This window comes from Amycolatopsis sp. FDAARGOS 1241 (genome assembly GCF_016889705.1).
GTDB lineage: Bacteria > Actinomycetota > Actinomycetes > Mycobacteriales > Pseudonocardiaceae > Amycolatopsis.
Map to the genome: position 1 here is coordinate 1,589,654 of NZ_CP069526.1, position 17,994 is coordinate 1,607,647.

Annotated in this window: 18 protein-coding genes and 1 pseudogene; 5 read left to right on the plus strand and 14 right to left on the minus strand. The window is 71.3% G+C overall.

What is annotated here, in order from left to right; all coding sequences use genetic code 11:
- Nucleotides 1–51 precede the first annotated feature (51 nt).
- Both I6J71_RS07835 and I6J71_RS07840 read right to left on the minus strand, forming a co-directional pair.
- A complete protein-coding gene (locus tag I6J71_RS07835) occupies nucleotides 52–663 on the minus strand; it encodes a TetR/AcrR family transcriptional regulator (protein ID WP_204094112.1) in 612 nt (203 codons plus the stop codon).
- A gap of 245 nt (nucleotides 664–908) precedes the next feature.
- Nucleotides 909–1,841 (minus strand): LysR family transcriptional regulator, encoded by a 933-nt coding sequence (locus I6J71_RS07840; protein ID WP_204094113.1) that lies wholly within the window; start codon nucleotides 1,839–1,841, stop codon nucleotides 909–911.
- A gap of 56 nt (nucleotides 1,842–1,897) precedes the next feature.
- Between I6J71_RS07840 and I6J71_RS07845 the strand changes: the two genes are divergently transcribed.
- Complete coding sequence (locus tag I6J71_RS07845; protein WP_204094114.1) at nucleotides 1,898–2,905, plus strand: AraC family transcriptional regulator; 1,008 nt, start codon at nucleotides 1,898–1,900, stop codon at nucleotides 2,903–2,905.
- A 676-nt stretch (nucleotides 2,906–3,581) separates the two neighbouring features.
- Nucleotides 3,582–4,475 carry a LysR family transcriptional regulator gene (locus I6J71_RS07850; RefSeq protein ID WP_204094115.1) on the plus strand — a complete coding sequence of 298 codons (894 nt, stop codon included), beginning with the start codon at nucleotides 3,582–3,584 and terminating at the stop codon, nucleotides 4,473–4,475.
- A gap of 18 nt (nucleotides 4,476–4,493) precedes the next feature.
- On the opposite strand, the pseudogene I6J71_RS07855 reads toward I6J71_RS07850, so the two are convergent.
- The 4 genes and pseudogenes from I6J71_RS07855 to I6J71_RS07870 all read right to left on the minus strand — a co-directional run.
- A pseudogene (locus tag I6J71_RS07855) lies at nucleotides 4,494–5,397 on the minus strand (IS5 family transposase); the annotation flags it as partial.
- A 98-nt stretch (nucleotides 5,398–5,495) separates the two neighbouring features.
- Complete coding sequence (locus I6J71_RS07860; RefSeq protein WP_204094116.1) at nucleotides 5,496–6,335, minus strand: LLM class F420-dependent oxidoreductase; 840 nt, start codon at nucleotides 6,333–6,335, stop codon at nucleotides 5,496–5,498.
- Between the two features lie 499 nt (nucleotides 6,336–6,834).
- The gene (locus I6J71_RS07865) at nucleotides 6,835–8,202 is read right to left on the minus strand and encodes a DHA2 family efflux MFS transporter permease subunit (protein ID WP_204094117.1); all 1,368 of its coding nucleotides are present in this window, start codon (nucleotides 8,200–8,202) and stop codon (nucleotides 6,835–6,837) included.
- Between the two features lie 68 nt (nucleotides 8,203–8,270).
- Nucleotides 8,271–9,026, minus strand: a complete 756-nt coding sequence (locus I6J71_RS07870; protein WP_204094118.1) for a GntR family transcriptional regulator — start codon at nucleotides 9,024–9,026, stop codon at nucleotides 8,271–8,273.
- A 125-nt stretch (nucleotides 9,027–9,151) separates the two neighbouring features.
- On the opposite strand from I6J71_RS07870, the gene iolC reads away from it, so the two are divergent.
- Nucleotides 9,152–10,123 carry a 5-dehydro-2-deoxygluconokinase gene (gene iolC, locus I6J71_RS07875; RefSeq protein ID WP_204094119.1) on the plus strand — a complete coding sequence of 324 codons (972 nt, stop codon included), beginning with the start codon at nucleotides 9,152–9,154 and terminating at the stop codon, nucleotides 10,121–10,123.
- On the plus strand, nucleotides 10,120–11,043 hold the full coding sequence (locus I6J71_RS07880; protein WP_204094120.1) for a deoxyribose-phosphate aldolase: 924 nt from the start codon (nucleotides 10,120–10,122) through the stop codon (nucleotides 11,041–11,043). Before iolC ends, I6J71_RS07880 begins: the two co-directional genes overlap by 4 nt.
- 71 nt (nucleotides 11,044–11,114) lie before the next feature.
- On the opposite strand, the gene I6J71_RS07885 is transcribed toward I6J71_RS07880, so the two are convergent.
- From I6J71_RS07885 to pxpA, 5 genes are all read right to left on the minus strand, one after another.
- Nucleotides 11,115–12,095, minus strand: a complete 981-nt coding sequence (locus I6J71_RS07885; protein WP_204094121.1) for a biotin-dependent carboxyltransferase family protein — start codon at nucleotides 12,093–12,095, stop codon at nucleotides 11,115–11,117.
- The gene (locus I6J71_RS07890; protein WP_204094122.1) at nucleotides 12,085–12,906 is read right to left on the minus strand and encodes an allophanate hydrolase subunit 1; all 822 of its coding nucleotides are present in this window, start codon (nucleotides 12,904–12,906) and stop codon (nucleotides 12,085–12,087) included. Before I6J71_RS07890 ends, I6J71_RS07885 begins: the two co-directional genes overlap by 11 nt.
- A 77-nt stretch (nucleotides 12,907–12,983) precedes the next feature.
- Nucleotides 12,984–14,333 (minus strand): acetyl/propionyl/methylcrotonyl-CoA carboxylase subunit alpha, encoded by a 1,350-nt coding sequence (locus I6J71_RS07895; protein WP_204094123.1) that lies wholly within the window; start codon nucleotides 14,331–14,333, stop codon nucleotides 12,984–12,986.
- Between the two features lie 3 nt (nucleotides 14,334–14,336).
- Complete coding sequence (locus tag I6J71_RS07900) at nucleotides 14,337–14,573, minus strand: acetyl-CoA carboxylase (protein WP_204094124.1); 237 nt, start codon at nucleotides 14,571–14,573, stop codon at nucleotides 14,337–14,339.
- A gap of 11 nt (nucleotides 14,574–14,584) precedes the next feature.
- Nucleotides 14,585–15,307 carry a 5-oxoprolinase subunit PxpA gene (gene pxpA, locus I6J71_RS07905; RefSeq protein ID WP_204094125.1) on the minus strand — a complete coding sequence of 241 codons (723 nt, stop codon included), beginning with the start codon at nucleotides 15,305–15,307 and terminating at the stop codon, nucleotides 14,585–14,587.
- Nucleotides 15,308–15,403: 96 nt separating this feature from the next.
- Here pxpA and I6J71_RS07910 point away from each other — a divergent pair, with 96 nt between their 5' ends.
- Nucleotides 15,404–16,834, plus strand: coding sequence for a PucR family transcriptional regulator (locus tag I6J71_RS07910; protein WP_204094126.1), 1,431 nt, complete (start codon nucleotides 15,404–15,406; stop codon nucleotides 16,832–16,834).
- 42 nt (nucleotides 16,835–16,876) lie between these two features.
- On the opposite strand, the gene I6J71_RS07915 is transcribed toward I6J71_RS07910, so the two are convergent.
- From I6J71_RS07915 to I6J71_RS07925, 3 genes are all read right to left on the minus strand, one after another.
- The gene (locus I6J71_RS07915; protein WP_204094127.1) at nucleotides 16,877–17,155 is read right to left on the minus strand and encodes a hypothetical protein; all 279 of its coding nucleotides are present in this window, start codon (nucleotides 17,153–17,155) and stop codon (nucleotides 16,877–16,879) included.
- Entirely contained in the window at nucleotides 17,146–17,358 is a 213-nt protein-coding gene (locus I6J71_RS07920; RefSeq protein WP_204094128.1) for a hypothetical protein, read from the minus strand. Before I6J71_RS07920 ends, I6J71_RS07915 begins: the two co-directional genes overlap by 10 nt.
- A gap of 133 nt (nucleotides 17,359–17,491) precedes the next feature.
- Nucleotides 17,492–17,977 (minus strand): hypothetical protein, encoded by a 486-nt coding sequence (locus I6J71_RS07925; protein ID WP_204094129.1) that lies wholly within the window; start codon nucleotides 17,975–17,977, stop codon nucleotides 17,492–17,494.
- Between the last annotated feature and the right edge of the window lie 17 nt (nucleotides 17,978–17,994).

Genomic DNA, 17,994 nt, shown 5'->3' on the forward strand with positions numbered 1-17,994 from the left:
AGCGCACTGTGATCGTTGCCTCACGGAATGCGAGCGTCAGCGGGTGTCGCGCTACGCCAAGCCATACGTGAGCGAAGGCCAGAGCAGTTTCACGCTCTCCCGATCGCGGTCGGTGGCTGCTCGAACGAGGTAGAGGCTGTCGACGAATCGGACGCCGTAGATCATCATCGCAGCGTGCTCGGTGTTCACGTCCGGCCGGATCTCGCCGCGCCGCTGCATCGCTTCGAGCAGTTCGGCGACGGCCCGCGCACGAGGCTGCACGACGTGCTCTTCGAGCAGCTGCAGCAGCTCGGGGACGCGGTTGCTCTCCGCGAGCAAGGTGGTGTACAGCTGCCGGTGCTCGCGGTCCTCGGCCGGCTCGATCGTGCGCAGCAAGTGCAGGAGCCGCTCCTTCGGCGGCAGGCCGGCCCCGTCGTCGGGCAGGGTCGTGAGCGGCTGCTCGAACGTCCAGCGGACCGCGGCCACCACCAGCGCCTGTTTGCTGGGCCAACGCAGGTACACCGTCGGCCGGCTCGTCCCGGCGTCCGCCGCGACCTTCGCCACGGACATCCCCCGATATCCGTCTTCGATGAGCCGCCGGATGGTCGCCTTGAGCACCGCGTCATCGACACCGTGCGTGCGCGGCCGCCCCGACGGCGGCCGGCGAGCGCTCACCTCGGCCATCCCCGTCCCTCCGTCACGTGGCAGCCGAGTCTAGGAGATCGGCGGTCCGGGACCGGGACCAGCCGGGTTCGAGGGTGAAGTGCGACCAGCCGTCCGGGCACGGCGGCCGGCGACACGAGGCTCGGCGTGGACGGATGCGGGGGGCGCCGATGGGATCCAGTCACCAGCGCCCGGTACCGGTTGTCATGGATCCGCGGTTCACCGCCCCGAGGCGCGCCCTATGTCCGAAAAGGACAGCCGGCCGCCTACGGCGCGGTGCTCAACGGGGCGGCTTCACGGCTCTCGGTCCGAGGCGCAGGCCGGGTCGATCGCCGGATCGCCGCGATCAGCCGCAGTACGGGCGGCCGCTGTTCGTCGTCGCGCCACACCATGCTGATCTCGATGCCGGCTTCCGGCGTCACCGGCCGGTGCACGAGCCCGGGGCCGAGCAGGTCGACGGGCACGGGGAGCAGGCTGATCCCCAGGCCCGCCGCGACGAGGTTGAGGATCGCCGCGGTCTCGCCGGCCTCGTAGGCGAACCGCGGCCGGAACCCCGCTCGCGCACAGGCTTTCTCGGTGACCTCGCGAACCACCGACCGCGTCGGCGCGGGGAAGGAGATCAGGTCGTGGGCCGCGAGGTCGGCGATGTCGATGACCGCGCGCTGCGCGAGCGGGTGCCCGGCGGGCACCACGGCCCGCAAGGCGCCGGCGGTCAGGGAGTGCGAGCGCAGTCCGGCGGGGATCGGCTCGCCCGCTCGCACCAGGAACCCGATGTCGACGGCCCCGCTCGTGATCGCGTCCAGCTGCGCGGGCGTGAGCAGATCCGTGTGCAGGTCGACTTCGAGGTCACCGAACCGGCGAGCGGTCACCATGATCCGCGCGAGCAGGGTCTGGGCGGCGCAGCGGGTGAACGCGATCGTGACGCGGGCCGTGGATTCGGTGGCCAGCTCGGCGACGGTGCGGGTCACCACGTCCACCTCCCGCAGGATCGCGCGGCTCCGTTCGAGCAGGACCCGCCCGGCGGGGGTCAGTGCGACGCGGCGGGTCGTGCGGCGGAACAGCGCCGCCTTCAGCTCCCGTTCCAGGCTGCGGATCTGGCGGCTCAACGGCGAAGCCGCGATGTGCAGGCGGTCGGCCGCGCGGCCGAAGTGCAGCTCTTCCGCCACGACGACGAACGCCTTCAGCTGCCGTAGCTCCACGCCGGCCACCTCCTGCGCGCCTTGTCCGGTGATTCGAGTCGAGTTAGCATCCGGGCATGTGTGCCGGTCACCGCGCGGCGGGTGCCGGCCCGTCCGGCACGCCGAAAGCGTTTTGCACCACCGATCTCGCGTTCGCCCGTGAAGAGCTGAGCCGCGTCTACTACCCGCTCCGGGTCGAACCCACGCACCGAACCCGGGACTTCGACTTCACGATGCGCACGCTGACCGTGGGACCGCTCACGATCGGGCGGCTGTCCTACGGGGCCGAGATCGTCAAGGACTGCGGCGACCTGCAGACCGCCTACCACGTGAACGTTCCGCTGGCCGGCGCCGTCGCGTCGACGTGCGGCGACCAGCGTGTCCTCGCCACGCCGCACACGGCCGCAGTGTTCAACCCCGTCGGCCGGACCGTGCTCGACCGCTGGGAGGCCGGGAGCGAGCAGTTGTGCCTCAAAATCGACCGGAGCTTCGTCGAAGGCGAGATCGTCCGGCGGCTCGAGCGTCCGCTGCACGCGCCGGTCCGGTTCCGGATGGCGATGGACCTGACGCAGCCGGCCGCCCGCGCGTGGCTGCACGCGGTCGAAGTCCTGGCCGCCGAGCTGGACGCGCCCGGCGCGTTCACCAGGGACGGGTTGCTCGCCGCGGAGCTGCGCGGGCTCATCGTGGGCGGGCTGCTCTGGGGACAGCCGCACAGCTACCGCGAGGCGCTTTCCGAGCCGGGTGCGAGCCCGCGGCCGCGGACCGTCAAACGGGTGGTCGACCTCATGCACGCCAGTCCCGAAGAGCCGTGGACGATCGCCCGGCTCGCCGAGCAGGCGGGCATCAGCGTCCGCTCGCTGGAGGAGGGGTTCCGGCGCTACGTCGGCACGCCGCCCATGGCTTACCTGCGAGACTGCCGGCTGGAGCGGGTCCGGGCGGACCTGCGGGCCGGGTCGCGGCCGGCCGTCTCCGTCGGTGAGGTGGCTTTCCGTTGGGGGTTCGGCCACCTCGGCCGTTTCGCCCAGGCGTACCGGGCCAAGTTCGGGGAGAACCCCTCCGACACGCTCCGGTTCGGGGAACGCTAGCTCCACCGGCATTCCAGACCTCCCGTCAAGCGCCGTTGCTGACGTTCGACGGGAAAGGTAGCGGCCCGGCGAAGGCCGGGCGATCCGCTCTGCGCGGACCTCAGCCGGAAATCGCGACGAAGGTGGTCACCATCCGGCGCGCCCCGCGGCCGTCAGCGGGGTGGTGTCGGCCCAGCTCGCCGGGCGGCGGTCGCGCTCGTGCCACGGGTGCCCGCGATCCGCCCACTCCCAGAACCACGCCTCGCAGCTGATCGGCTCCGTTCCCTTCCGCGGGGCGTCGTCGAGTTCGAAGCCGTAGCCGCAGCAGGGGCAGCGGGTCCGGGCTGGGTTGCCGAAGTGCACGGCATAGGCCGGCGTGACCTGGTCGACAGCGAGATCGCGCTCCGACAGCCGGTGCCCGCTGCGATGGGCGGCACGGGGAGGAGAAGTTGGGTGATGCCGTGCGGCGCTGAGGTGCTCTGCACAGCGGACATGACCACATCGTCGGTCCGGCCCTGCCGGACGGGCAACAGCCGCCGATGCGCGATCATGACCGGTTCGGTCCTGATCCCGGCCGGCGGACCGTGCGCTGTGGATGATGGCGGGAGTCTGCGACCGAGGGCAGTTGCCGAACCACGGGGTGAGCCACCTCGCCGAACCGCTTGCCCGCGACCTGAAGCATCGAAGGTGAATCCGGATGGAGCTGCGGCATTTGCGGTATTTCGTCGCGGTGGCCGAGGAGTGTCACTTCGGCCGGGCGGCGGATCGGCTGCACATCGCGCAGCCGGCCTTGTCGCACCAGGTCAAGCAGCTCGAGACCGAGTTGGGGGTCGAGTTGCTGGCCCGGACGACCCGCAAGGTGCAGCTGACGCCGGCGGGGCGGCGGTATCTCGATCGGGCGCGGGCGGTGCTGGCGTCGGTGGATGCGGCGGGGGTGGAGGCCGGGCGCATCGCGCAGGGTGAGGTGGGGCGGGTGGCGATCGGGTTCACCGGATCCGCGACGTATGAGCTGTTGCCGTCGCTGGCGCGGGTGTTGCGGCGGGATTTCCCGGGGATCGATCTGGCGCTCAAGGGGGAGATGCTGACGCCGGGTCAGGTGTCGGCGCTGGTGGAGGGGGGCCTGGACATCGGGTTTCTGCGGCCGCCGGTGCGGGAGCCGGGGCTGGTGGTGCGGGTGTTGCGGCGGGAGCCGTTGATCGCGGCGTTGCCGGCGAGTCATCCGCTCACGGCGCGGGACACGGTGCGGCTGGCCGAGCTGCGGGAGGAGCCGTTCATCTGTTACCCGTCGCGGCACCGGTCGGTGGTGTACGACGCGGTGTTCGACGCGTGTCAGCAGGCGGGGTTCGTGCCCTCGGTGGTGCAGGAGGTCGGGGAGACGGCCACGCTGGTCTCGTTCGTGGCCGGTGGGCTGGGGGTGGCGCTGGTGCCCGCGTCGGTGCGGCACCTGCAGATCACCGGATGCCAGTACCGGCCGTTGGCGGGCACCACCCGCGAGGTGCAGCTCGCCGTCGCCGTGCGCACGGGTGAGGACTCCCCGCACGTGGCCAGGGTCCTCTCCCGCACCCACACCCTCCTCGGCGGCCCGCGCTAGCGGGCAGGAGTGTCCACAAAGCCAGATGAGCGGGCTGGGCAGGTCGAGCATGCTTTGGTAGGAGATGGCGGTCTTGTCGAACCGGGTCGCGATGGCGCGGAATTGCTTGAGGCGGTTGAAGCAGCGTTCGACGATGTTGCGGCGTTTGTGGGCGACGCGGTCAAAGACCGGTGGGCGTCCGCCAACCCGGCCGCGGCGCAGTCGGATGGCCCGCTGGTCACGGCGCTCGGGAACGGTCGCCGGCGTGTGCCGCCGACGCAAATAGGAGCGGATCGCGCGGCTGGAATGGCCCTTGTCCGCCAGCACTCTGCCCGGCCGGGTCGGCGGCCGCCCGGCACCCGGCCGGCGGAACGAGATCCCGCCAGTACCTGGGTGACATGGTGCAGTCGTGGACGTTGCCACCAGTGAGGACCACCGACAGTGGCCGCCCGTGACCGTCGCAGGCGAGGTGGATCTTGGTGGTGGGTCCGCTACGGGACCGGCGGATGGCATGATCATCTGGCTCGCTGTGCCCGCCGCACGACCCGGCGTCCCCCTGTGTGAGGTGTGCCGGCGCGGCGGGCGCCGGCAGCGTGCTGGTGCAGCCGCACGATGCTGAAGTCGACCGAAACCTCCCGGTCGAGCTCATCGATCGCGTCGGCGATCACCTGCATCCGCGTCACCAGCATCGTGCGAGTCCCGTGTGTGACCAGCGCCAGAACCGGTTATACACGGTCTTCCACGGCCCCTACCGCTCTGGCAGCTCCCGCCACGCGACACGGGTCTTGGCCTTGAACAACATTCCATTGAGCACCCGACGGTCGTCAACCCGCGGACGCCCCTTCGCACCCGGCACGGGAAGCAACGGCACGATCGCATGCCACTGCTCACCGGTCAGCTCACGCTTACGCACCACAAACCCACGATCAAAGCACGTCACCATCACCCACTTTGATGACACGCGCTAGCGGGCAGGAGTGTCCACAGTGGCCGTTTGACCCGGCGGGGCTGCGCACGTCCTGCGGTGCGCAGCCCGGGGGGTCAGGCCAGGGGTTCGAGCGCCTTCGCGAGCGGCTCCAGCACCGCCGGCGTGTGGGGCGGCGGCAGGTAGACGATCGCGAGGTCCAAGCCGGCCTCCCCGAGGGCCTCGGCCTGCTTGGCGACCGCGGCGTAGTCCAGGTCCGGCTCCAGCCGCACGTGCGAGGACAGCGTGATCTCACTCGGATCGCGGCCGACGTCGGCGCAGTGCTGGTGCAGGATGTCGCGCTTGCGGGCGAACTCCTCCGGCGCGCCGCCGGTGAAGTTCCAGTGCTGGGCGAACCGCGCGGCCGTGCGCAGCGTGCGCTTTTCACCGCTGCCGCCGATGCAGATCGGCGGGTGCGGGGTCTGCACGCCCTTGGGGTTGCAGCGGGCGTCGGTGAGCTCGTAGTGCTTGCCCTTGAAGGTCGTGGTCTCCTGCGTGAGCAGGGAGACGATGACCTCGCAGCCCTCCTCGAAGCGGTCGCTTCGCTCCTTGATGGTGCCCAGTTCCATGCCGTACGCGCCGGACTCCTCTTCGTTCCACCCGGCGCCGATACCGATCTCCAACCGGCCGCCGGACACGATGTCCAGCGTGGCGGCCATGTTCGCGAGCAGCGCGGGGTGGCGGTAGTGCATGCCGCTGACGAGCGTGCCGAGGCGCAGCCGCTTGGTCGCCTGCGCGAGCGCCGTCAGCGTCACCCAGCCCTCCAGGCAAGGCCCGGTCGAATCGGAGAAAATGGGATAGAAGTGGTCGAACGTCCAGCCGGATTCGAACAGCTCGATCTCGTCGGCCGCCTGCCAGACCGCGAGCATGTCCTCCCAGGCGGTGTTCTGGGGCGAAGTCTTGATGGCGAATCGCATGGGTCCGAGCGTAAACCTGGAGCTACGCCAGCTGCCAACCCGTGGGGTCCCCCGGGGCTCGAACAGGACATTGTGGACGTTCGCTCTTCCTGGCTCAGCACCTACTTCAACGCGCCCAGCAGGAGTCCTGGCTCCGAGCCCAACCTCTCTGCGTCCACCCGCTCCACCGCCTCGCGTAGCAGTGCCCGGTCCGCCTCCGTCAGCCGGACCAGCTTCGCGCACGTGTCGCCGGCGTCGACGGTCCTCGACACCAGCCCGTTGGCCTCGAGGCGGGCGACGACTGCGAAGTCATCTTGCTGTCGGTGCCCGCCTGGCGGCGAGGGTCTTTTGCCGCGGCGGGGCGCGTGGTCCTCCAGCCACCGGCAGCACGAACTGCACGTGCGTGAGGTCCAGTGGCTCCAGCGTGAGCCGCATGCACGGTTGCCACGCGAGCGTCACGTGCCAGAGCCCGGGCTCTCATCGGGCCGAAAACCGGGTCACGGCTGGGCGAAGGGGCCCGTCACGCGCGGCCGGTGACCACATTTCCCGCCGCCCGGGACAATCGCGCGGCCGCGATCAACGGCACGACCAGCAGCACCGCCAGCAGTACCAACGCCACCCGGAAAGGCCCCACCGCGTCCGACGTCACCGCGCCGCCCGCGCGGACCAGCAGGGCGCCGATCGCGACGCCCAGGCCGGCGCCCAGTTCCTGCAGGGTCGACAGCAACGTGTTCGCGTGGTTCATCGACGGCTCGTCGACGTCGGCGAACGCGACACTGTTGTAGGCGGTGAACCCCGTCGAGCGGGCGATGCCGCTGAGCAGCAGCACGCCGAGCAGCACGGGCAGTGGGGTGGCGGGCGTCAGGAACGCCATTCCCACCAGGCAGGCGGCACCGACCACGATCGACACGACCAGCACCGTGCGGATGCCGAACAGCCGCATCAACGGGGTGGTCGCCGGTTTGATGCCGACGTTGCCCACGAACAGCGCGATCACCACCAGGCCTGCGCGGGCGGCCGTCCAGCCGAAGCCGACCTGGAACAGCAGCGGCAGCACGAAGGGGATCGCCGTGATGATGCCGCGGTAGACGGAACCGGTGGCGGCCGTGATGCGGAACGTGGGAACGCGCAGGATGCGCAGGTCGACCAGCGGATTCGACGCGCGCAACAGGTGGCGCACCGCCGTGCCGAGGCCCACGACGGCCACGACCGCCGAGACGAGGACCGCGGGGCTGAAGCCCGAGCCGAGGCCCTCGAGCGCGACCACCAGAGCCGCCGTACCGACGGCGATCCACGCAAACCCCACCCGGTCGAACGGCGCAGGACGCGACGCCCGCAGATCCGGCACGATCGCCAGCGCGACGATCAGCGCGGCGGCGCCCAACGGCAGGTTGATGACGAAGATCCACCGCCACGACGCGTATTCCGCGAGCAGCCCGCCCACCACCGGGGCGACCACCGGCGCCAGCAACGCCGGCCACGTCAGGTAGGCCACCGCGCGCACCAGGTCCGTCTTGGGGGTCGCGCGCAAGACCACGAGCCGGCCGACCGGCACCATCATCGCGCCACCCACACCCTGCACCACGCGGGCTGCGGTCAGCAGCACCAAGTTCGGCGCCAGCGCGCACGCCAGCGACGAGAGCGTGAACAGCACCAAGGCCGTGGCGAAGATGCGGCGGGCGCCGAAGCGGTCGGTGAGCCAGCCGCTGATCGGGATGAGCACGCCCAGCGTCAGAACGTACGCGGTGATGGTGACGTTGACGTCGACCGACCGCACCCCGAGGTCGGCCGCCATGGCGGGCGCCGCGGGAGCGATGACGGTGGCGTCGACGATCTCCATGAAGAAGGTGGCGGCGACGAGCAGCGCCAAACCCCGGCGAAACCCCATGACTCTCCTGTGCGCTCGACGGAAATTTCGGTGGAAACCTCGGCGAAAACCGTTGGCGGGTAATGGGCTCAGACCACCAGGGAAGTCTCCACGGAGTAGCGGTCGGCCAGGTACAGGTGCCGGCCGAGCTCCACGAGCTGGCCGGCGTCGTCGAAGACCGACAGTGCGGCGGTGACGCAGGCGAGCGGCCGCGGCTGTCCGAGCAGCGCCGCCTCGTCCTCGTCGGCCAGGCGCGCGCCGATCGTCTGGTGCGCCATGGCGATCTGCGCGCCCTGCGAACGCAGCACGTCGTACAGGCTCTTGGCCGCGAGGTCTTCGTCGTCGAGCCGGTACCGGCCGACGACGTAGTTGGTCATGATCGCCAGCGGTTCTTCGTCGGCGAAGCGCAGCCGGCGGATCCGGTGCAGTGGTTCGTCCGGCGCGAGCAGGTCGAGCAGCTCCTTCACACCGGTCGACGCGGGCGTGCACGAGCCGTGTTCGAGCAGCACGGTGCGCGGCTTGCGGCCGGCTCCGGTGAGGTCGTCGTACAGCGACGACAGGCGCACGTCACGGTGGATCGCCGGGCGCGTGACCTGGGTGCCGAGGCCGCGCCGGCGCACCAGCAGCCCCTTGCGCACCAGGTCCTGGATCGCCTGGCGCGCGGTCGGCCGCGCGAGGCCGAGGCGCTCGGTGAGCGACAGCTCGTTCTCGATCCGGTCGCCCGGGCGCAGCGTGCCCGACGTGATGGCGTTCTCGATCGCCTGCGCCAGCTGGTGGTACAGGGGGACCGGGCTGCTGCGGTCGAGCTGCACGTCGAGCTGCACGGCGTCGGATCGGGTGGCCATGCGCACACCGTACCGGACCGGTGCTAATTGTCATTATGTCTGGACAAACTCTTGACGACGGCCGGGGAACCGACCTAACGTCGGCGCCGTCGCCGTCCGCGCTACCCGAGAGGTCGCCGAAACCCATGAACCAGCCAGCCGAGGTGCTCACCTTCGGCCGTTCCGGGGTCGACATCTACCCGTTGCAGGTGGACGTCGGCCTGGAGGACGTGACGACGTTCGGGAAGTTCCTGGGCGGGACGACCGCGAACGTCGCCGTCGCGGCGGCCCGGCTCGGGCGGCGCGCCGCCATCATCACCGGCGTCGGCGACGACCCGTTCGGCCGCTACGTGCGCCGCGAGCTGCGCCGCCTCGGGGTCGACGACCGGCACGTGGTCACCAGCGCCGAGTACCCGACGCCGGTCACGTTCTGCGAGATCTTCCCGCCCGACGACTTCCCGCTGTACTTCTACCGCAAGCCCACCGCGCCCGATCTGCAGGTGAAACCGTCCGATTTGGACACCGGCGCGATCGCCGCGGCCGGGCTGCTGTGGCTCTCGGTCAGCGGGCTTTCGGAGCAGCCGTCGCGTTCGGCGCACCACGAAGCCCTCGCCGCGCGCGGTGGCCGCGAGACCGTGCTGGATCTCGACTACCGCCCCATGTTCTGGCCTGACGCCGAAACCGCCGGCGCCGAGGTGCGCGAGGTGCTCGGCCAGGTGACGGTCGCCGTCGGCAACCGCGAGGAGTGTGAGATCGCGACCGGCGAATCCGATCCCGAACGCGCGGCCGACGCGCTGCTTGCCACCGGCGTCCGCCTCGCCGTGGTGAAGCAGGGACCCAAGGGGGTGCTCGCCAAGACCCGCGACGAGCGGGTCGTGTCCCCGCCACTGCTCGTCAAGCCCTACAACGGTCTCGGCGCCGGCGACTCCTTCGGTGGCTCGCTCGCCCACGGCCTGCTGGCCGGATGGCCGTTGGACAAGACGCTCGCGCGGGCCAACGCCGCGGGCGCCATCGTCGCCTCGCGCTTGGAGTGCTCCACCGCCATGCCGACCGCCGAGGAGATCGACACGCTGTTGGCCGGCGGCGACCCGAATGCGAAGAGGGAGACCCAGGAATGACCACTGTGGACACAGTGCGGTCCACGGGATTCGCCCGCGACCACGCCGAGCTGCGCGAGATCCGGGCTCGCGAGCCCGAACGGATCGCCGCGCTGCTCGCGGCCCGCTCCCGCCGCGGGTTCCTCCCGCCGGACGGCCGGCTCATGCTGATCGCCGCCGACCACCCGGCCCGCGGCGCGCTCGCCGTCCGCGGCCGGCCCGACGCCATGGCGAGCCGGATCGAGCTGCTCGATCGGCTGGGGGAAGCGCTCTCCCGGCCGGGCGTCGACGGCGTGCTGGGCACCGCCGACGTGCTCGAAGACCTGCTGCTGCTGGGCGCGCTGGAGGGCAAGGTCGTCGTCTCCTCGATGAACCGCGGCGGCCTGGCCGGGTCGGTGTTCGAACTGGACGACCGCATGACCGGCTACGACGTGCGCGGCACCATCGACGCCGGCTTCGAGGCCGCGAAGATGCTCACCCGCATCGACGTCGACGACCCCGCCACCGTCGCCACTCTCGAGACCTGCGGGCGCGCCGTCACCGAGCTGAACCGCGCCGGCGTCGTCGCGCTGCTGGAGCCGTTCCTCACCCGCCGCGTCGACGGCCGTGCGGTCAACGACCTGTCGCCCGAGGCCGTGATCCGCTCCGTCCACATCGCACAGGGGCTCGGCGCTTCCAGCGCGTACACGTGGCTGAAGCTGCCGGTCATCAAGGAGATGGACCGCGTGCTGGCGGCGACGACGCTCCCGGCCCTGCTGCTCGGCGGCGACCCGGCCACCGAGCCCGACGAGACCTACGAATCCTGGCGCGCGGCGCTGGAGCTGCCCGGTGTCCGCGGCTTGATCGTCGGCCGCGCCCTGCTCTACCCGCCCGACGACGACGTGGCCGCTGCGGTCGACACGGCCGTGTCCCTGGTCCGCCCCGAGCCGGCGCGCTCGTGACCCGCGGCGATGAACCGGACCCGACTTGAGCGGGCGCGCCGGCCGGAGAGGGGGCCGGCCGGCGCGCCCGCTCAACCGAGCGAGCTGATCGCCGCCGCGAGGCGCTGGGCGCGGTCCTTGCGGGCCACCAGCGCGGTGTCGAGGTCGACAGGGACGAAGCGGGTCTTCGTGCCCGGCGCGGCGCGCGCCACGACGTCCATGTCGGCGCTGATCACCGTGGCGACCATCGCGTAGCCGCCGCCGGACACGGCGTCGCGGTGCAGGACGATGGGCTGCGTGCCGCCGGGGATCTGGATGGAGCCCACGGCGTAGCCGGCGTCGACGATGTTCGACGGGTCCGAGCCCGCGCCGAAGGGCTGCACGCATTCGCGCCACTCGACACCCGGGCCGTCGTAGCGCAGGCCGGCGCGGTCGGCGACCGGGGTGAGCGTCCACTCCTCTTCAGTCAGGTTGGCCAGGCCGCGTTCGGTGAGGCGGTGGTCGTACAGCCCGAGCATCACGCGGACCTGTTGCTGCGGGGCGAAAACCGGCCGGTGTTCCTCGGCGATGGTGTCGCCTGGTGGCGAGGTCGTCGGCGCGCCGATCGGCAGGACGTCACCCGGCTCCAGCTTCCGGCCCTGGAAGCCGCCGAGGGCGCCGAGCAGGTACGTCGAGCGGCTGCCCAGCACCGCCGGCACGTCGATGCCGCCGGAGAACGCCAGGAAGTACCGGGAGCCGCCGCCGATGTAGCCGAAGGACAACTCGTCACCGTCGGCCAGTGCCAGGCGGGTCCACTGAGGACGCTCCTCGCCGTTCACCTTCACCGGCACCGGGGCACCCGCCACCGCGACCTCCAGCGGGCCGTGGGCGCGCAGCACCGGGCCGAGGTAGGTGCACTCGAGCAGCGCCTCACCGTCGCGGTTGCCCACCAGCGCGTTCGCCAGCTCCGCCGAGTACTGGTCGAGCGCTCCACCCTGCGGGATACCCAGGTCGTAGTAGCCGATGCGGCCGCGGTCCTGGACGGTCGTCGCCAGGCCGGGCTGGCTGATCTCGATCGCGCGCTCACTCGCCACGGAGCACCTCCAGCAGAGTGGCGTTGTAGGCCTCGGGGTCGGCGACGGCCCGCTCGGTGTCGAACTCGACGGGCACGACCCGGTAGCGGAACGTGCCGGCTGCCACTTCGGCTTCGATCGCGCGGTACTCCTCTTCGGACACCGGCGTGAACTTCACGACGTCGCCGGGCCGGAAGAACACCATGGAGTCGGCGAAGTCCGCCAGCTTGCGCGCCGGGTCGAAGATCGGCGCCGCCGCGATGCCGAACATCTGGTAGCCGCCCGCGCCGCGCACGGAGTAGATGCAGGCGAAGCACCCGCCGTGGCCCACGGTCAGCTTCGGCGTGTCCGTGCGCGGGCTCAGGTACTTCGGCACCTCCAGCTGCTTTTCGCGGTCGACCAGCTGGAACAGGAACGGCAGGCCGGCGACGAACCCGACCATCGACACGAGCCACGGGTTCGTGTGGTGGCGCCGGATGAACTCCGCCGCGCCGTCGAGGTCGTTCACCCGCGCCGCGTAGTCGAGGTCCGTGCCGCTCGGGTCCTGGTGGTACCCGTCGCGGAACCGCGCACCGACCTCGCGCGTGTACGGATCGTCGTACCACACCGGGACTTCGATGATCCGCGTCGACAGCACGGAGCTGCTCTGCTGCTGCGTCTCGGTTTCCAGCTGCCGGACGATGGCCTCCAGGTCGGCCGGCGCCAGCACGTCCGGATCGAAGCGGATGAGCAGCGACGCGTTGGCCGGGCAGATGTCGACCACGCCGTCGACGGCCTTCGCGGACAGGCCGCGTGCGATGCCCATCGCGCGCAGGTTCCCCGGCAGGCTCATCTCCTCGGCGATCTCGACGAACAGGAACTCGTCGCCGCCCCACTAGCGGGCTTGGGCGGGCAGGGTCTGCGGTGCGCTCACGCCGTCTCCTTCAGCAGTCCGGGAGCGGTCTCGATGAACTTCGTGTGGTGCTCGACCGCGGCGAACTCCGGCCGTGCGAACAGGTCAAGGTGCAGGCCGGTCGTCGTCGCGATCCCGGTGATCTCCACACCGCGCAACGCTTCGGTCATCCGCGCCATGGCGGTGGCGCGGTCCGGGCCGTGCACGATCAGCTTGGCGATCATCGAGTCGTAGTACGGTGCCACAGCATCACCCGCCTCGACGCCGCTGTCCACCCGCGCGCCCGTCGGCCAGCTCAGGGTTTCCACCGTGCCGGGGCTGGGCATGAAGCCGCGATCCGGGTCTTCGGCGTTGATGCGCGACTCGAACGCGTGCCCGGTGAACGTGACGTCGTCCTGGGCCAGGCCGAGCGGCTCGCCGCGGGCGATCCGCAGCTGCTGCTCGACGAGGTCGATGCCGGTCACCAGTTCCGTCACGGGGTGCTCGACCTGCAGCCGGGTGTTCATCTCGATGAACGCGGCTTCGTGGCGCACCGGGTCGTACAGGAACTCGACGGTGCCGGCCCCGCGGTACCGGCACGCCTTCGCGAGCTCGACCGACGAGCTGCGGATCCGTTCGCGGACCTCGCCGGGCAGCTCGGGCGCCGGTGCCTCCTCGAGCACCTTCTGCGAGCGGCGTTGCATCGAGCAGTCGCGGTCGCCGAGGTGGATCACGCGCTCACCGTCGCCGAGCACCTGCACCTCGACGTGGCGCGCGCGTTCGACGAACCGCTCCAGGTACATCGTGTCGTCACCGAAGCTCGCCCGCGCCTCCGACCGCGTGAGGTCCAGCGCCGAGAGGAAATCGGCCGGGTCGGTGACGAGCCGGATGCCACGGCCGCCACCACCCGCGGATGCCTTGAGCACCAACGGGAAACCCACTTTCCGGGCGAGGGCGAGCGGATCGGCATCCGGGTCGAGCGGCCCGTCGGAGCCCGCCAGCACCGGTACCCCCGCCTTGCGGGCCGCTTCGCGCGCGGCGACCTTGTCGCCCATGAGCCGGATCGCGTCGGGCGAGGGGCCGACCCACGTCAGCCCGGTGTCGAGCACGGCCTGCGCGAAACCGGCGTTTTCGGACAGGAAACCGAACCCGGGGTGCACGGCGTCGGCATCGGTGTCGCGCGCCGCGTTCAGCACGGCTTCCTGGTTGAGGTAGCTGTCGCGCGCCGGCGGCGGGCCGATCACCACGGCTTCGTCGGCGGTCCGCGCCGCGAGCGAGCCGCGGTCGGCTTCACTGCACACGGCGACGGTCGTGATGCCCATTTCCCGCGCGGTGCGCATGATCCGGACCGCGATCTCGCCGCGGTTGGCGATGACGAGCTTGCGCACGCGTCAGTCCTCCACCACGACGAGGACTTCGCCGGGGGTCACGGTGCCTCCGTCCGCGACGTTGATCGACTTGACCGTGCCCGCGGTCTCCGAGCGGATCTCCGTGAACTGCTTCATCACCTCGACGATGCCGACGGCGGCGCCGGCCTCGATGCGGTCGCCGGGCTGCACGAACGGCTCCTTGTCGGGCCCGGGACGCGTGTAGAAGATGCCCGGGAGCGGAGAGAGGATGTCGGACACGGACCCGCCTTTCACTGGTTTTCGTCGAGCACGGCCCGCACGGCCGCGGCGACGTCGGGGGAGTTGGGGGCGTCGGAGTGCACGCAGACGCTGTCGAAGCGGATGTCCAGTTCGGTGCCGTTGACCGACAGCACGGGCCGGCCTTGCTGTGCGCGCCGGACGCGTTCGGCCGCGGCGGCCGGGTCGGTGCGCTCGGGGCGGCGCAGGATGATCAGGTTGCCCTCGTCGTCGTAGTCGAGGTCGACGTAGAGTTCGGCCACGAACGGCACGCCGAGTTCGCCGCACACCGTCTCGTGTGCGGTTCCGGCGATGCCGAAGAACGGCACGCCGAACACCTTCGCCGCGCGGGCCGCGCCGACCATGAGCGCGGGATCGCCGGCGAGCATGCCGTAGAGCGCGCCGTGGGGTTTGACGTGGTTGAGCGAGGCGCCGTGCTTGGCCAGGAACGCCGTGAGCGCCCCGACCTGGTACAGCACGATCGACTCGACCTCTTCCGGGGTCAGGACCATGCGGCGCCGGCCGAAGCCGGTCAGGTCGGGCAGCCCGGGGTGCGCGCCGATGCGGACGTCGTGCGCGACGGCGGCGGCGACGGTCGCGTCCATGACGTCGGGGTCGCCCGCGTGGAAGCCGCAGGCCAGGTTGATCACGTCGACGAGGTCGAGGAGCGTTTCGTCGTTGCCGAAGCTGTGCAGGCCGAGTCCTTCGCCCATGTCGGAATTCAGGGTCGCGGTCATGGTCGGTAACAGTAGGCAGGGTGTGGTGCCCGGCACATTGGTCAGAGTGACCTAATCGCACGGGCTGGGTTGTGCTGAGTGCTCTACGCTGCCGGGATGCGTGTTGCCGACATGCTCGAAGATCCCGGGCGCCGCATCGAAATCCGCGTCGAAGGCCCGCCCGGTGCTCTGGCGAGGCCGATCACCTGGTGCGCACCGACGGAATCGATCGACCCGTCGCCGTTCCTCACCCCGGGCGCGCTGATGCTGACGTCCGGGATGGCCTTGAACGTCACGGACGTCAGGATCTGGGACGCCTACGTGGAACGGCTCGCGAACGTCCCCATCGCGGCGCTCGCGTTCGGCCTCGGGCCGGCGCACGCGGCGCTGCCCGAGGGGCTCGTCCTCGCGTGCCGGAACCGCGGCGTGCCGCTGCTGGTGTTCCCGGACCAGGTGCCGTTCGTGCTCGTGCAACGCGACGTGCAAGACCGCCTGTCGGCCGAGCGCTACGAAGCGCTGCGCCGCGGTTCGGAGCTGGCCGACGACTGCACGCGCATCGCGGCGGACCAGGGCACGATGCAGGACGTGCTGCACCGCATCAGCGAGGTCGTCGGCGCGCGGGTGTCCATTCAGGACTCGACCGGCGCGACGCTGCTCGCCGCGGGTGGTGAGGGCTCGCTCGCGGCCCGCACGGAGTTCACGCTGCCGGGCAGCGACCGCGACCGTTTCCGGCTGGTCGTGGAGGAAACCGACGCGCAGACCACGATCCGGACGCTTCTCGCGCCCGTCGCCGCCGTCGTGTCGATGCAGCTGAGCACCACTCTCGGGTCGGCGGGCGTCGCGCACTCGCGCAACGCGGGCCGGCTCACCGAAGCCGTGTACGGCAACGACGCCGTGCCGACGGCCGAGCTGATCGCGTTGGCCCGCGACGCCGAGCTGGAGCCGTACCAGCGCACGGGCGTCGTCGTGCTGCAGGCCGAAGCGGGGAGGTCGACGACCTACCTGCGGTCGGTGTCGTGGCGCGCCCGCGTGGTCCTGGCGGGGGAATACCCGGCGATGCGGTTCGTCGAGGAACCGGACCTGTCGACGATCCTGCTGCAGAGCGAGTCACTCGACCCGGCGCAGCTGCTGTCCGCGGCGCGCGCGGCCGTCGGGCGGGCGCGCTCGGTGTCGGCCGTGGTCGCGACCGCGGAGAACGCGGCGGAACTCGGCTTGGTGCTGCGGATGTGCCGGCGCGCGCTGGGTCCCTCCGGAGTGCACGCCGCGCCACGGCTGGACTTCGACGCGGTGGTGGACACCCTGCGGCACCCGGGCGCGATCAGCCTGGCCCAGCGGCTCGTGGCGCCGCTGGCGCGGTCGGAGGAGCTGCTGACCACGCTCGAGGCGTACCTGCGCCACAGCGGAGCGACGCCGGCGATCTGCGCCGAGCTGTTCATCCACCGCAACACGCTCGCGTACCGGCTGAAGCGGATCCGGGAACTCCTCGCGCTCGATCTGCAGGATGGTCGTGTTCGCGCGACCCTGATGATGGCGCTGCGGCTGGCGTGACTTCGTGCTGCCTGCACAGCCGCGGTGACCCGGTTTGGGCAGTCAGCTCTGCGTGGCCACTTCCGGCGCGCCTTCGATGAACGCGTGGAGGACCGGGTCGGTCTCGTCGGCGCTCCACGCCGGCGCGGCGCGGCTCGGCGGCAGGCTGGTGAGAGGCACGTACGCCACGCCGAGCCTGAGGAGCTGCAGCTCCTCCTCGGCCACATCGCGCACCTCCACGAGCTGCGCGCAGATCGCCCGCGGACCAGAACTCGGCCCACACCGGGTCGGCTCGTGCAGGGCCGTCGACGGGTCCGCCCACCCGTGGCGCTTCAGTTCCACCTCGACGCCGGGTAACGCTCCTTGAACCGCTCGATCAGTTTCGCCGTCAAGGGCCCCGTAGCGGCGCTGTAGAAGCCGCGCGCCTTGCGCTCCGCGTCCTTCAGCAGCCGCGGGATCGCGTGCGCCCGCAGCGTGGCGCTCTCCGGGCTCCGTGGATAGCACTTCGCCTTCAGTGAACCCGGTGATCCACGGGAAGGAACCACTCCGGTCGGGGGAGTTCGTCGTCGCTCGGGCTCATCGGGCGAACGTAGAGCTCGGAAATCGAGCTGCACCAGGGAAAACCGTGCGAGCAACGACACCGAGGAGGAACGCAACCGAACGGACTTCCCGGATGCGTTACGGACCAGGCTGCACGGACGGCGTGAACGTCGGCGGGGTCTCGGCTGGGTTGGGCAACGGCGTCGGCGTCGTCACGGGCTCGTCGGACGGGCCGGTGTCCTCCGTCTTCGTCCCGGGCTGGGGCACGATGCCCGGGCCCGTCACCTGCCCCTGTGGCCGCGCGTTGAGCGGCTGCTGGTAAACGCGGTCCCGGACCCGGTCGGACGGCGCCTCGTCCTGCGCGGGCGCCACCGCCGCACGCGCCTTGGCCGTCGGGGCCGCCACGGTGTGGACCTGCGGCGCCGCGCTCGACGACGTCGCGACCGGCTTCACCACGGGCACCACCGAGCTCGGCACCACGACCGGCGGTTTCCGCTTGGCCGCCACGACGGGCGCGACCGGCTGCGGCGCCGCCGAGCCACCACTCAACCCCATCACCACGGCGACGACCGCCCCACCCGCCACGGCCGCGACCCCCGCGATGACCAGCTCTCTTCGACGCACGATCGCGAATCCAACCG